This is a genomic window from Nocardia sp. NPDC004654 (assembly GCF_040609595.1).
Classification (GTDB): domain Bacteria; phylum Actinomycetota; class Actinomycetes; order Mycobacteriales; family Mycobacteriaceae; genus Nocardia.
Window position 1 is genome coordinate 247,581 of sequence record NZ_JBEXKI010000007.1, and the last position, 12,692, is coordinate 260,272.

At 69.7% G+C, this 12,692-nt stretch carries 13 protein-coding genes; 10 read left to right on the top strand and 3 right to left on the bottom strand.

The annotated features are described in order from the left end of the window. The first annotated feature begins 20 nt into the window (after positions 1–20). Genes ABZV58_RS24340 through pcaC form a run of 7 tightly spaced genes read left to right on the top strand, consistent with a single transcriptional unit; the run spans position 21 to position 6,521 of the window. Positions 21–1,196 (top strand): 4-hydroxybenzoate 3-monooxygenase, encoded by a 1,176-nt coding sequence (locus tag ABZV58_RS24340; protein ID WP_355002450.1) that lies wholly within the window; start codon positions 21–23, stop codon positions 1,194–1,196. Further along, entirely contained in the window at positions 1,189–2,004 is an 816-nt protein-coding gene (locus ABZV58_RS24345) for a CoA transferase subunit A (protein ID WP_355002451.1), read from the top strand. Before ABZV58_RS24340 ends, ABZV58_RS24345 begins: the two co-directional genes overlap by 8 nt. Next, the gene (locus ABZV58_RS24350) at positions 2,001–2,753 is read left to right on the top strand and encodes a CoA-transferase subunit beta (protein ID WP_355002452.1); all 753 of its coding nucleotides are present in this window, start codon (positions 2,001–2,003) and stop codon (positions 2,751–2,753) included. The genes ABZV58_RS24345 and ABZV58_RS24350 overlap by 4 nt, the downstream gene beginning before the upstream one ends. Beyond that, a complete protein-coding gene (gene pcaH / locus ABZV58_RS24355) occupies positions 2,753–3,481 on the top strand; it encodes a protocatechuate 3,4-dioxygenase subunit beta (protein WP_355002453.1) in 729 nt (242 codons plus the stop codon). The genes ABZV58_RS24350 and pcaH overlap by 1 nt, the downstream gene beginning before the upstream one ends. After that, positions 3,474–4,019 (top strand): protocatechuate 3,4-dioxygenase subunit alpha, encoded by a 546-nt coding sequence (gene pcaG / locus ABZV58_RS24360; RefSeq protein ID WP_355002454.1) that lies wholly within the window; start codon positions 3,474–3,476, stop codon positions 4,017–4,019. The genes pcaH and pcaG overlap by 8 nt, the downstream gene beginning before the upstream one ends. Next, positions 4,012–6,141, top strand: coding sequence for a 3-oxoadipate enol-lactonase (pcaD, locus tag ABZV58_RS24365; protein ID WP_355002455.1), 2,130 nt, complete (start codon positions 4,012–4,014; stop codon positions 6,139–6,141). The genes pcaG and pcaD overlap by 8 nt, the downstream gene beginning before the upstream one ends. A 26-nt stretch (positions 6,142–6,167) precedes the next feature. Then, on the top strand, positions 6,168–6,521 hold the full coding sequence (gene pcaC / locus ABZV58_RS24370) for a 4-carboxymuconolactone decarboxylase (RefSeq protein WP_355002663.1): 354 nt from the start codon (positions 6,168–6,170) through the stop codon (positions 6,519–6,521). 111 nt (positions 6,522–6,632) lie between these two features. Here pcaC and ABZV58_RS24375 read toward each other — a convergent pair whose 3' ends face one another. Beyond that, complete coding sequence (locus tag ABZV58_RS24375; RefSeq protein ID WP_355002456.1) at positions 6,633–8,093, bottom strand: aldehyde dehydrogenase family protein; 1,461 nt, start codon at positions 8,091–8,093, stop codon at positions 6,633–6,635. Between ABZV58_RS24375 and ABZV58_RS24380 the strand changes: the two genes are divergently transcribed. From ABZV58_RS24380 to ABZV58_RS24390, 3 genes are all read left to right on the top strand, one after another. Further along, positions 8,086–8,679, top strand: coding sequence for a MarR family transcriptional regulator (locus ABZV58_RS24380; protein ID WP_355002457.1), 594 nt, complete (start codon positions 8,086–8,088; stop codon positions 8,677–8,679). The genes ABZV58_RS24375 and ABZV58_RS24380 overlap by 8 nt on opposite strands. Before the next feature lie 106 nt (positions 8,680–8,785). Continuing rightward, the gene (locus ABZV58_RS24385) at positions 8,786–9,628 is read left to right on the top strand and encodes a p-hydroxycinnamoyl CoA hydratase/lyase (protein WP_355002458.1); all 843 of its coding nucleotides are present in this window, start codon (positions 8,786–8,788) and stop codon (positions 9,626–9,628) included. A 14-nt stretch (positions 9,629–9,642) separates the two neighbouring features. Then, positions 9,643–11,148 carry a long-chain fatty acid--CoA ligase gene (locus tag ABZV58_RS24390; protein WP_355002459.1) on the top strand — a complete coding sequence of 502 codons (1,506 nt, stop codon included), beginning with the start codon at positions 9,643–9,645 and terminating at the stop codon, positions 11,146–11,148. Between the two features lie 162 nt (positions 11,149–11,310). Here ABZV58_RS24390 and ABZV58_RS24395 read toward each other — a convergent pair whose 3' ends face one another. Together ABZV58_RS24395 and ABZV58_RS24400 are read right to left on the bottom strand one after the other, a co-directional pair. Next, the gene (locus tag ABZV58_RS24395) at positions 11,311–11,970 is read right to left on the bottom strand and encodes an MspA family porin (RefSeq protein ID WP_355002460.1); all 660 of its coding nucleotides are present in this window, start codon (positions 11,968–11,970) and stop codon (positions 11,311–11,313) included. 69 nt (positions 11,971–12,039) lie between these two features. Further along, entirely contained in the window at positions 12,040–12,690 is a 651-nt protein-coding gene (locus tag ABZV58_RS24400; RefSeq protein ID WP_355002664.1) for an MspA family porin, read from the bottom strand. Positions 12,691–12,692: the final 2 nt, after the last annotated feature.

The window sequence follows — 12,692 nt, forward strand, 5'->3', positions numbered from 1 at the left end:
GATGAGGAGTTCGAACCATCATGCGAACCCGAGTCGCGATCATCGGATCCGGTCCGGCCGGGCTGCTGCTTGCGCAGTTGCTCGACCTGGCGGGCATCGATTCGGTGATCGTGGAACGACAGACCGCCGACCATGTGAGTTCCCGCATCCGCGCGGGGATCCTCGAGTCGGGCACCGTCGACGTGCTCAGGAAAGCGGGTGTGGGCGAACGGCTCTCGGCCGAGGCCATCGAGCACCGCGGAATCTATCTGCAGTGGCCGGGGGAGCGCAGGCATCTGGACTTCGTCGAGTCGGCCAATCGCGCGGTCTACGTCTACGGGCAGACCGAGGTGACCAAGGATCTGCTCGCCGCGCGCGAAAAGGCAGGTCAGCAGGCGTTCTATCAAGCCGGTGACGTCGCGCTGCACGATCTGACGACCGACCGGCCCTACGTCACCTTTCGTGACGCCGACGGTGTCGCGCGGCGGATCGACGCGGACGTGGTCGTCGGCTGCGACGGCTACCACGGGCCGAGCAAGCAGGCCATGCCGCAGCGCCGCAGCTGGGAGCGTGCCTACCCGTTCGCGTGGCTCGGCGTGCTCGCCGAGGTCGCGCCCTCGACCGACGAGCTGATCTACGCCTGGCACGAGAACGGTTTCGCGCTGCACAGCATGCGTTCCGACACCGTCAGCCGGTTCTACCTGCAGGTCGACCCAGCCGAGCGGATCGAGGAGTGGTCCGACGACCGGATCTGGGAGCAGCTGGCGACCCGGCTGCACCTCGACGGCTGGGACCTGAAAACCGGTCCGGTGCTGGAGAAGAGCGTGTTGCCGATGCGCAGTTTCGTCACCACCCCGATGCGACACGGCAGGCTGTTCCTGGCCGGCGACGCGGCCCACATCGTGCCGCCGACCGGGGCCAAGGGACTCAATCTCGCGGTCGCCGACGTGGCCTTGCTGGCCGAGGCGCTGGTCGCGCTGCTCGCCGACGGTTCGGCGGAACTCGCGAATGCCTACTCCGACACCGCATTACGCAGGGTCTGGCGCTGCACGCACTTCTCCTGGTGGATGACAAGCATGCTGCACCGCCACGGCGACGACTTCGACGCCCAACTACAGCTCGCACAGCTGCGCCGGGTCGCGGACTCCCCCGCGGCGGCCAGGGAACTGGCCGAGAACTACGCGGGCCTGCCGATCGGAGGAGGCAGCCATGGCTGAGATCATGTCGCTGGCCGATGCCGTGCGCGCGCTGGTGCACGACGGCGACACCGTCGCGCTGGAAGGTTTCACCCATCTCATTCCGATGGCGGCGGGTCAGGAGATCATCCGGCAGGGCCGTCGCGATCTGACGCTGGTGCGGATGACCCCGGATCTGGTGTACGACCAGCTGATCGGGGCCGGCTGCGCGCGCAAGCTCGTCTTCTCGTGGGGCGGGAATCCGGGTGTCGGCTCGCTGCACCGGTTCCGCGAAGCGGTGCAGCGGCAGTGGCCGCGCGCGCTCGAGATCGAGGAGCACAGCCACGCGGGCATGGCCAACCGCTATGTCGCGGGCGCGTCCGGGCTGCCGTTCGCGGTGCTGCGCGGTTACGCGGGCACCGATCTCGCGCGGGTCACCTCGACCGTCGCGTTCATCGACTGCCCGTTCACCGGGGAGCGGCTTGCCGCGGTGCCCGCGCTGAACCCCGACGTCACGATCATCCACGCGCAACGCGCCGATCGGCACGGCAACGTGCAGCTGTGGGGGTTGCTGGGCGTGCAGAAGGAAGCGGTGCTCGCCGCGCGGACTGCCCTGGTGACCGTCGAGGAACTGGTCGACGAGCTGACCCCGATGCCCGGTGCGATCGTGTTGCCGCACTGGGTCATCGGTGCGGTGGCCGTCGTCCCCGGCGGCGCGTGGCCTTCGTACGCGCAGGGCTACTACGAACGCGACAACGACGCGTATGCCGAGTGGGATCCCATCGGACGCGACCGAGAAGCGTTCCAGCGGTGGCTGAAAGAACTGACCGATGGGGAGGCGACGGCATGACAACGCTCGAATACGCCGCGGACGAGATGATGTCGATCGCCGCGGCCCGTGCGCTCGGTGGTGGTCAGCGAGTCTTCGTCGGCATCGGATTGCCCTCTACCGCAGCCAATCTGGCGCGGCGCTTGCACGCACCCGATCTCGTCCTGATCTACGAATCCGGCGCGATCGGCGCGAAGCCGGACCGATTGCCCGCCTCCATCGGTGACGGGATTCTCGCCGACACCGCCGATGCCGTGGTCGGCGTGCCGGAGATGTTCAACTACTGGCTCCAGGCCGGGCGCATCGACGTCGGCTTTCTCGGTGCGGCGCAACTGGATCGGTACGGCAATATCAACACCACGGTGATCGGGGACTACGCCGACCCGGCCGTCCGCCTGCCCGGCGCCGGTGGCGCACCCGAGATCGCGGCCTCGTGCGGCGAGGTGTTCGTGGTGACTCGCCAGAGCAAGCGCAGTTTCGTCGACCGGGTCGACTTCATCACCTCGGTCGGACATGGTCGCGGACTCGGCGACCGCGCGAAACTCGGCCTGCCCGGCGCCGGCCCGACCACCGTGATCACCGATCTCGGTGTCCTGCGGCCTGATCCGGAGACCGCTGAGCTCGTCCTCACCGCGTTGCACCCCGGCGTGACCGTGGATCGGGTGGCCGCCGCCACCGGATGGGAACTCCGCGTGGCACCCGAGCTGTCGGTCACCGCACCACCTACCGCGGCCGAGCTCTCGGCCCTGCGGGCGCTGCAGGAGGCGTGATGAACCGAACGGATTCGCCGAACACCCTCGCCTACCGTCCCGATCCGCCGGGTACGCACCCGGCGTTGGACGAGCTGGCCTACCGCTCCACCGCGCTGCGGCATCCCACCCGGCCGCTGGTCGTGCTGCCGCACCTGCTCACCGAGGTGAGCGCCCCCGCGCTCGGTGCGGACCGCCTCGGCCCGAACGACGCCGATCTCACCAGGCAGCACGCGGGTGAGGCGCTGGGTCAGCGCATCATCGTCTCGGGCAGGCTGCTCGACGGCGACGGCACACCGATCCCGCACTCGCTGATCGAGATCTGGCAGGCCAACGCCGCTGGCCGCTACCGGCACACCGGTGATCGCTGGCCAGCTCCGCTCGATCCGAACTTCAGCGGCGCGGGGCGGACCCTCACCGACGGCGAGGGCCGCTATTCGTTCACCACGATCAAGCCGGGCGCCTACCCGTGGCGCAATCACGACAACGCCTGGCGGCCCGCGCACATCCACTTCTCGGTGTTCGGCCGCGCGTTCACCCAGCGGCTGGTGACCCAGATGTACTTCCCCGACGACCCGCTGTTCGCCCAGGACCCCATCTTCAACGCGGTGCCGGAAGCGGCGCGGCCCCGCCTGATCTCCCGGTTCAGTCTCGAAGGGACACAGCCGGAATGGGCGATGAACTTCGAGTTCGACATCGTCCTGCGCGGGCGCGACGCCACCCCGTTCGAGGAGCCGCACGATGACTGAACACCTGCTCTCGACGCCATCCCAAACGGTCGGGCCCTATCTGCACATCGGATTGACCTGGCCCGACGGCCCGATCGCCGCGCCGGTGGGCACCGCGGGCGCGGTGTGGATCCGCGGACAGGTCTTCGACGGCGCGGGCGAGCCGATCACGGACGCGCTGGTGGAGACCTGGCAGGTCGACCCCACCGCGTTCGCCGAGCCCGATCGATCCCGTTCGGCGCGTACCGGTTTCGGCCGTAGTGACACGCGCGACGGCGGGTACGCCATTCATACGGTTGTCCCGCCGGAACTTCCGGCTCGGGGCACGGCGGTGCAAGCGCCGCATCTGGACGTGTCGGTCTTCGCCCGTGGACTCCTGCACCGCGTCGTCACCCGGATCTACTTTCCGGAGTTCGACTCCGCCAATGCCGCCGACCCGGTGCTGAATTCGATCGAACCGGCGCGCCGGGAGCGGCTGCTCGCGCGGCGGACCGGCGACGGTTATGTCTTCGACATTCACCTCCAAGGTGAGCTCGAGACGGTGTTCTTCGATGTCTGAGCTGTTCGGGCCGCTGCGTGCCGCCGGACCGGTGGCCGCCGAGACCGGCGATGCCGCCTGGCTGACCGCCCTGCTCGACGTCGAGGCGGCCCTGGCGGGAGCGCTCGCCGACGCGGGGGTGATCGCCCCGGAGCACGCCGAGGCGATCGCCGCCGCCTGTAGGCCGGAGCTCTACGACGCCGCCGAGATCGGCGCGGCGGCAACCGGCGTCGGCAACCCCGCGGCGCCGGTGGTGCGAGCATTGACCGCGCGGGTCGCGGATCCGGCCGCGGCAGGCGTGGTCCATCTGGGCGCGACCAGCCAGGACATTATGGACACCGCGGCGATGCTGATCGCCGCGCGCTCCATCGACGCCCTGCTCGTGGATCTCGCCGCCTGTACCGAGCTGCTGGCGCGGCTGACCGAACAGCACGCCGCGACCCCCGCTGTCGGCCGGAGTCTGCTGCAGCAAGCCCTGCCGATCACCTTCGGCCTCACCACCGCGGGTTGGCTGTCGGCACTCGGGGCCGCGGCCGACCGGATGGCCCAGGTGCGGGTCGAACAGCTGGCCGTCCAATTGGGCGGTGCGGTAGGCACTCTGGCGTCCCTCGGCGCGCACGGTCCGGCGACGTCGGCCGCCTTCGCGCGGCGCCTGAACCTCGCCGAACCCGAACTGCCGTGGCACACCGACCGCACCCGGATCACCGAGATCGCCGGTGCGCTGGGCACTCTCGCCGCCGCCGTGGCCAAGATCGGCCGCGACCTCACACTGCTGTCGCAAACCGAGATCGGCGAGGTGTCCGAACACGCGCCGGGCCACGGTGGTTCGTCGACCATGCCGCACAAACGGAACCCGATCGCCGCGGTCTGCGCCGTCGCCGCGGCCGCGCAAGCCCCCGGCCTGGTCGCCACCCTGTTGGCCGCCGCTCCCGACCTGCAACGGGGGGCAGGGTCGTGGCATGCCGAATGGCAGCCCTTCACCGAACTGCTCCGCAGCACCGGATCGGCGGTGTCATGGCTGCGGACCAGCCTGTCTCGCTTGCGGATACACCCGGTGCGGATGCGCCGCAATCTGGTTGCCACCGGTGGTGCGTTGCTGGCCGAACGGGTGAGTACCGCGCTGATACCCGAGCTGGGCAGGCTGACAGCACACGAGGTGGTGGAGGAATGCGTGGCTCGAGCCGACGACCGGCTCACCTTCGCCGACGCGTTGCGGGCGCACCCGAGACTGGCCGGGCTGCTCGATCGCGCCGAGATCGAGGCACTCGTAGAACCGTCCACCTACCTCGGCAGCACGCGGTTCTTCCTCGGGCGAGCTCTGGCCGAGCATGCGGGCCGACAGCGCGATGGCGGCGGGCCGCGCACAACCGGGCCGGTCGACCTGCGGAGCGAGAGTTACGGCGACGGCTCGGGCGAGGCGGTGTTGCTCCTCAACGCCCTCGGTAGCGACCTGTCGATCTGGGACGACTACGTGCGGCCATTGGCCGACAACGGGTTTCGGGTCATCCGGTGTGACACCAGGGGCCACGGCGATTCGCCGGTCCCGGTCGGGCCGTACTCGCTAGCCGATCTCGGCGGCGACCTCGAAGCGGTTCTCGATCGGCACGGGGTGGAGTCGGCGCACGTCGTCGGGGTCTCGCTCGGTGCGATGACCGGCTTGTGGCTGGCGCGGCACCGGCCCCAGCGGGTGCGGCGGCTGGTGGTCTGCTGCACGTCGGCTCGGCCGGGGAATCCGCCGCAATGGCGCACTCGGGCCGCGCAGGCGCGGGCCGAAGGGATGGCCGCTATCGCCACCGCCAGTGTGCGGCGGTGGTTCACGCCGGAGTTCGCCGCAGCGCACCCGAGGGTCGTCGCCGAAAAACGGCTGCTCACCGCGGACACGCCCGCCGAAGGCTATGCCGCCTGCTGCGAGGCGCTCGCCGAGATCGACCTGTTCGACGACCTGCCCGCGATCACGGCGCCGACCCTCGTGTTGTCGACGGCGCAGGACCCGGCGTTCCCGCCGGACGACGGCAAGGCGATCGCCGATCGAATCCCCGCCGCCCGGTTCCGGATCATCGGCGATGCCGCGCACCTGGGCACTGTCGAACAGCCCGGCTCGTTCCTGACCGCCATCACCGACCATCTCCAGGAGTGCTCGTGACCAGTGACCCGAACAACGACGCCGCCATGGCCGTGCGGCGGGCCGTCCTCGGGGACGCGCACGTCGACCGGGCGCAGGCGAGAACCACCGAATTCACCCGGCCGTTCCAGGAATACCTGACCGCGGCCGCGTGGGGTGGTGTGTGGACCCGCGACGGCCTCGACCGCCGCACCCGCAGCGCGATAACGCTGTCGGTGCTCACCGCGCTCGGCTGTCATGACGAGCTCGCCATGCATGTGCGGGCCGCGTTGCGCAACGGCCTCACCGAAGCCGAGATCGCCGAGGTGCTCCTGCACACCGCCCCCTACTCGGGAATTCCCAAGGCCAACAGCGCTTTCGCCATCGCCGACCGGGTGTTGCGCGAATCCGCCGCCGAATAGGGCAGGCGCACAGACGAAAGCCCGGCTCCCACGAGGAGCCGGGCTTTCGCACACCACCGACCGGTCGACGACAAGGCCGGACCACCCGGGGGTGATCCGGCCGGACCGAATTCAGCCGGGGAACGGCAGCTGCTCGGTGGCCACGGTGACCCAGCGGGTGTTGGAGAACGCGTCGATGCCCCAGCGGCCGCCGAAGCGGCCGTAGCCGGAGTCGCGGACGCCACCGAACGGCGCCTGCGGCTCGTCGCCGACGGACTGGTCGTTGATGTGCACGATGCCGGTGCGCAGGCCGGCCGCGACACGCAGGCCGTGGGTGGCGTTCTCGGTGATGATGCCCGCCGACAGGCCGTGCTCGGTGTCGTTGGCCATGGCGATCGCCTCGGCGTCGGTGGCGAAGGTGTCCACGACGCACAGCGGCCCGAAGGCCTCGTCGTGGTGCAGGTTCGCCGCGGGGGTGACACCGGTCAGCACGGTCGCGCGGTGCAGCGCCCCCTCCGGCTCGCCGCCGCCGGCCACGACCGTCGCCCCCTTGGCGACCGCGTCGGCCACCAGGCCCGCGATGCGCTGGGCGGCAGCGGGATTCACCATCGGACCGATGACGGTCTGCGGATCCGACGGATCACCGGTCGGAAGTCCGGCCACCGCGGCGGCGAACTTCGCGGTGAACTCCGCGGCCAGCGACTCGTGTACCAGCACCCGGTCGGCCGACATGCAGATCTGGCCCGAGTTGGCGAACGCGCCGAACACCGCGGCGCCGACCGCGTAGTCCACGTCGGCGTCGTCCAGCACGATGATCGAGTTCTTGCCGCCCAGTTCCAGCACGGCGGGCTTGAGGTGCTCGGCGGCGAGGGTGCCGATGATCCGGCCGACCCCGGTCGACCCGGTGAAGTTCACCGCGCGCACCCGCTCGTCGCTGATCAGCGTGCGCGCGATCTCGGGCGCGTCCGCGGGATCGTTGGTGATCACATCGAGGACACCGGCGGGCAGCCCCGCCTCGTGCAGCACGTCGGCGACGAGCAACCCGCTCGAGATCGGTGCGGCCTCGCTGGGCCGCAGCACCACGGTGTTGCCCGCGGCCAGCGGTGCGGCGACGGCACGCGCCGACAGGATGATCGGCGCGTTCCACGGCGCGAACGCCGCGACGACGCCCAGCGGTTCGCGCACGGCCATGCTCAGCACACCGGGTGCGCCCGAGGCCAGTACGTCACCTCGGGACGCGGTGATCGCCGCGGCGGCCTCGCGAAAGACGTTCGCGGCGAGCGCGACGTTGAAGCCTGCCCACGGCGCCGCGCCGCCGACCTCGCCCGCCATATGTCCGATGGCCTGCTCGGCGCGCGCGTCCAGCAGATCGGCGGCGCGCAGGAAGATCGCGCGACGCTCGAACGGGGGCATGGCGGCCCAGTCGGCGAACGCCGAGTCGGCGGCGTCGACGGCGGCGGTGACGTCGGCGGGCGCGGCGGCCGCGACCGTGGCGTAGACGGTGGCCGACCAGGGATCGATCACGGTCGTGGTCCGCGCCGACGTGGCCGGAACCTCCTTGCCGCCGATCAGAAGAGCACGAGAAATGGGCATGGTGCCACGATGGGCTTTCTGTGGCCGGGGCCACTACGGCACTTTCATTGAATGGAAACCCAAGGCGCGGAAAGGCTGCCGGACGGTCGCGCGGTGTAAAGATGGCCCGGTGACCGAGCGGCCGGAACCCGAAGCACCATCGACGCTGTACCTGATCAAGCAACTGGAACTGGCGGTGCGCGCGCTGATGGACGACGCGCTGCGCCCGCTGGGCCTGACCACCTTGCAATACACGGCGCTGACCGTGCTGGAACGCCGCAGCGGCCTGTCCTCGGCGCAGCTGGCGCGCCGGTCGTTCCTGCGTCCGCAGACCATGAACGTCATGGTGCAGACGATGGAGGAACGCGGCCTGATTCGCCGCGACCGCGACCCGGCCAACCGACGGGTCCTGGTGGCTGCCCTGACCGACCACGGGCGCGAGGTCCTGCGCGAAGCCGAGCCGCTGGTCGCCGCGATCGAAGGCAAGCTTCTGAACGGTCTGAGCCCGCGCCGTCGCGCGGAATTCCGCGCCGTGCTCGCGCACGGCACCGCGACACTCGCCGCCGAGGCAGGCGCTCGCGATTTGGGCGAAATGCCCATCGGCTGAACGGTTTCGGCGTCCATACCGGGAGTGGAAACAGGTATTGACGGACCGGATCGGGTGGGGTAGACCTGTCCCCGAAATCATCAGCAATACTGATAAAGGAAGTGTGATGGACAGCAGCGCCGAACCTTGGGGAAACACCGTCGACGTGCAGTTCGACGACGGCATCGCGTGGGTGACGCTCAACCGGCCGGAGAAGCGCAACGCGATGAACCCGACCCTCAACGACGAGATGTGCGCGACCCTCGACGTGCTCGAGTACGACGACCGGTGCCGCGTGCTCGTACTCACCGGTGCGGGTGAATCCTTCTCCGCCGGAATGGATTTGAAGGAGTACTTCCGCCAGATCGAGGCCGCGGGCACGGTCGCGGCACAGAATCGCGCGCGCCGGGCCAGCACCGAATGGCAGTGGCGGCGGCTGTCCTACTTCGCCAAGCCCACCATCGCGATGGTCAACGGCTGGTGCTTCGGCGGCGCCTTCAGCCCGCTGGTCGCCTGCGACCTCGCCATCGCCGACGAGAAGGCGCAGTTCGGCCTGTCCGAGGTGAACTGGGGCATCCCGCCGGGGTCGGTGGTCACCAAGGCCATGGCCGCCACCGTGAACCAGCGCGACTCGCTGTACTACATCATGACCGGCGAGCCCTTCGACGGCACTCGCGCCGCCGAGATGCGGCTGGTCAACGAGGCCGTGCCCGCCGATCGGCTGCGCGGCCGGACCCGCGAGCTGGCGCTGAAGCTGGCCGGTCTCAATCAGGTGGTGCTGCACACCGCCAAGGTCGGCTACAAGTTCGCCGCCGAGATGACCTGGGCGCAGTCCGAGGACTACTTGTACGCCAAGCTGGACCAGTCGCGGACGCTCGATGTCGAAGGCGGCCGGGAGAAGGGCCTGAGTCAGTTCCTCGACGACAAGACCTACCGGCCCGGTCTCGGCGCCTTCGACCCTGCCAAATAACCGCGAGGAGAGGGATGAACGTGCGGAATCGGGGGCTCGGCTCGTGGCCTGCGCGCCGCGCCCGGATGACACCGACGGCCGTCGCCGTCACCGCGGATGATCGGGAGATCACCTACGCGCAGCTGAGCGAGCGGGTCGACCGCGCCGCGCAGGCCCTGCGCGCCCTCGGCGTCGGCGCGGGGGACCGGGTCGCGTACCTCGGCCCGAATCATCCCGCCTACCTGGAGATACTCTTCGCCGCCGGTCGGCTCGGCGCGGTCTTCGTGCCGCTGAACAACCGGTCGGCCGTGGCGGAGATCGAGTACGCACTCACCGATTCCGGTGCGCGCGTGCTCGTGCACCACGGCGAGCACGATGCCGCGGTCGCGGCCCTGCCCGGCATCGCGGGCCTCGGCATCGTGCGCGTCGGCGGTGTCGGCGGCTACGACGACCTGCTCGCCGCCGCGTCGGCCGAACCGATCGATGTCGAGGTCGGTCTGGACGACGACTGCCTGATCATGTACACCTCCGGCAGCACCGGGCGGCCCAAGGGCGCCGTGCTCACCCACGGCAACCTCACCTGGAATTCGGTCAATGTGCTCGTCGAGAGCGATGTCGCCGGTGACGAGGTGTCGCTGGTGGCCGCGCCGCTGTTCCACGCGGCCGCGCTCGGCATGATCTGCCTGCCGACTCTGCTCAAGGGCGGGCGGGTGGTGCTGCTGGCCAAGTTCGATCCGGCCAGGGTGCTCGCGCTGATCGAGCAGGAGCGCGTCACCTGGATGTTCGGCGTGCCGACGATGTACGACGCGCTCGCCGCGCAGCCGGGCTGGGCCGACGCCGATCTGTCCAGCCTGCGGATTCTGTTGTGCGGCGGCGCGCCGGTGCCGCACGCCACCATCGGCCGCTACGTCGAACGCGGCCTTGGCTTCGTCCAGGGCTACGGGATGACCGAGGCCGCGCCGGGCGTGCTCGTCCTGGATCGGGCGCACGCCGAAGCCAAGCTCGGCTCGGCCGGCGTGCCGTCGTTCTTCACCGACGTGCGCGTGGTCGACGCCGACGGCGCGCAGGTGGCGCCGGGGCAGCGCGGCGAGGTCCTCGTCAGCGGGCCCAATGTGATGCGCGGTTACTGGAACCGGCCGGAAGCCACCGCGGACGCGTTGCGCGACGGCTGGTTCCACTCGGGCGATGTGGCCACCGTCGATGCCGACGGCTACGCCTACATCGTGGACCGGGTCAAGGACGTGATCATCTCCGGCGGGGAGAACATCTATCCGGCCGAAGTGGAGAACGAGATCGCCCATCACCCGCAGGTCGCGGCCTGCGCGGTGATCGGGGTCCCGGACGAGAAGTGGGGCGAGGTGGGCCGAGCGGTCGTCGTCGCGCGGGAGGGGACACAGCCCGACGCCGAGGAACTGCTGGCCTTTTTGCGGGAACGCTTGGCCAGGTTCAAGATTCCCCGCTCCGTCGTCTTCGTGGACGACTTGCCGACCACCGGCTCGGGCAAGATCCGCAAGACGGAGGTCAGGAAGCAGTACGGCTGAGCCACCGCTCGATGTCGCACACCACGGCCCCTCGATCCGCACAACGGCTCGAGGGGCTTTGTGCTGTGTCCGGTAGCGGCAGCAGTACCTGTTGTGCCTTCGGACACGACGAAACCGCCCCGGCTGCAAGGACATCCGGGGCGGTCTGGGGAGGTATCGAACTCAGCCGAGGCTGAAGGGCTGCCCCCACAGGGTCACCCAGCTGGTGACGCTCTCGGTGACGACCTCGACACTCACGAAAGCCCGTGCTTGCGCGTACCCGCCACAGCCGGACAGCCCGATGGTCTGGTCCGCCCAGGTGACCGACCCGCTCGTGCCGCCGAAGACGTTGTACGGCTTGTGCGACTCGGCGCCGAAATCGTCGGCCTTCTCCCGATCGAGAATGTGGAACGAGGTGGCCCGGCCCGGGCCCAGCGACAGTTCGCCGCCGGTGTTCGCGCCCACAGACCCTTGGCCTTCACCGCTCACCGAACCGTCGACGCCACCCGATACGCCACCGCCGGCGATGTCGACCTGGCACCCGACCACATACCCGGGCAGGATGAGCCCACCGTCGGCGCCCGCACCCGCCACCTCGACCTGTGCGCTGCCGGACACCCAGGCATTGCGGTGCAGCGGCGTGGAACCGAGCGAGGGACTGATGGTGGCCGACTCGCCGACCAAACGCACGGTGACGACGGTGCCGTCGGAGAGGGTCTTCACCAGTTCCCCGCCGGGGAGCGCAACGAACGTGTCGGCCTCGGCCGAGCCGGTCGCGAGCAGACCGAGCGTGACCGCCGTCGCCGCACTGCTCAGGCGAAACAGATTCTTACGGTTGAACATCACAATTACCTTCGATTGATGTCGAATTCGCTGATGCGAGAGATGAATTCAGGACGGTGCTTCGACATCTCAGCCGATGCTGAACGGCGCGCCGTACAGCGTTGTCTTGGAGTAGTGGTCGCCGATGATCTCGACGACGGTGTAGGCGCGCGCCTGGGCGTAACCCGCGCAGCCCTGGATCTCGATCTCGGCGTCCTGGTATTCGACCGAGTACACACCCGGCTTCGGAATGTCCTTGTAGTCGATCTGGACGAACTTCACCTCACCCGGACCGACGTCGACCCCGATGGACCCACCGGCACTGACTCCGCCGGTGCTGATCCCACCCGACACGCCCGCGCCGATCGCGTCCTCGGCGATACTCACCTGGCAACCGACGAGGTACCCGGTGTTCAGCTGCGACGCGCCGTGGGTGGACGAATTGTTCGACCCCGGGATGTCGGCCGGACCGTTGTTCGGGCCGACTTCGCCCTCGGGCGTGACCGAGACATCCGCGGTGGCATTGCCCGATACCCAGACCACCCGGCCCGCGCCGTTGGCGGCCAGCGACGGTGAGATCACCGCGTGCTCTCCGGTGCGCGTCACCGTGACGCCCGGACCCTGCTTCGAACCATCCGGCAACGGCACGAAGGTATCGGCGACGGCCGGGCCGGTGGCGAGCAGCCCGGCGGCGACGGCGGCGGCGACACTGCCGCCGGTCAGCACAGCTTTACTACGAATCA

Bases quoted from the DNA above. Each gene is read 5' to 3' on its own strand.
- ABZV58_RS24340 (WP_355002450.1), top strand. From the start codon at position 21: ATGCGAACCCGAGTCGCGATCATCGGATCCGGTCCGGCCGGGCTGCTG.
- ABZV58_RS24345 (WP_355002451.1), top strand. From the start codon at position 1,189: ATGGCTGAGATCATGTCGCTGGCCGATGCCGTGCGCGCGCTGGTGCAC.
- ABZV58_RS24350 (WP_355002452.1), top strand. From the start codon at position 2,001: ATGACAACGCTCGAATACGCCGCGGACGAGATGATGTCGATCGCCGCG.
- pcaH (WP_355002453.1), top strand. From the start codon at position 2,753: ATGAACCGAACGGATTCGCCGAACACCCTCGCCTACCGTCCCGATCCG.
- pcaG (WP_355002454.1), top strand. From the start codon at position 3,474: ATGACTGAACACCTGCTCTCGACGCCATCCCAAACGGTCGGGCCCTAT.
- pcaD (WP_355002455.1), top strand. From the start codon at position 4,012: ATGTCTGAGCTGTTCGGGCCGCTGCGTGCCGCCGGACCGGTGGCCGCC.
- pcaC (WP_355002663.1), top strand. From the start codon at position 6,168: ATGGCCGTGCGGCGGGCCGTCCTCGGGGACGCGCACGTCGACCGGGCG.
- ABZV58_RS24380 (WP_355002457.1), top strand. From the start codon at position 8,086: ATGGGCATGGTGCCACGATGGGCTTTCTGTGGCCGGGGCCACTACGGC.
- ABZV58_RS24375 (WP_355002456.1), bottom strand. From the start codon at position 8,093: ATGCCCATTTCTCGTGCTCTTCTGATCGGCGGCAAGGAGGTTCCGGCC.
- ABZV58_RS24385 (WP_355002458.1), top strand. From the start codon at position 8,786: ATGGACAGCAGCGCCGAACCTTGGGGAAACACCGTCGACGTGCAGTTC.
- ABZV58_RS24390 (WP_355002459.1), top strand. From the start codon at position 9,643: ATGAACGTGCGGAATCGGGGGCTCGGCTCGTGGCCTGCGCGCCGCGCC.
- ABZV58_RS24395 (WP_355002460.1), bottom strand. From the start codon at position 11,970: ATGTTCAACCGTAAGAATCTGTTTCGCCTGAGCAGTGCGGCGACGGCG.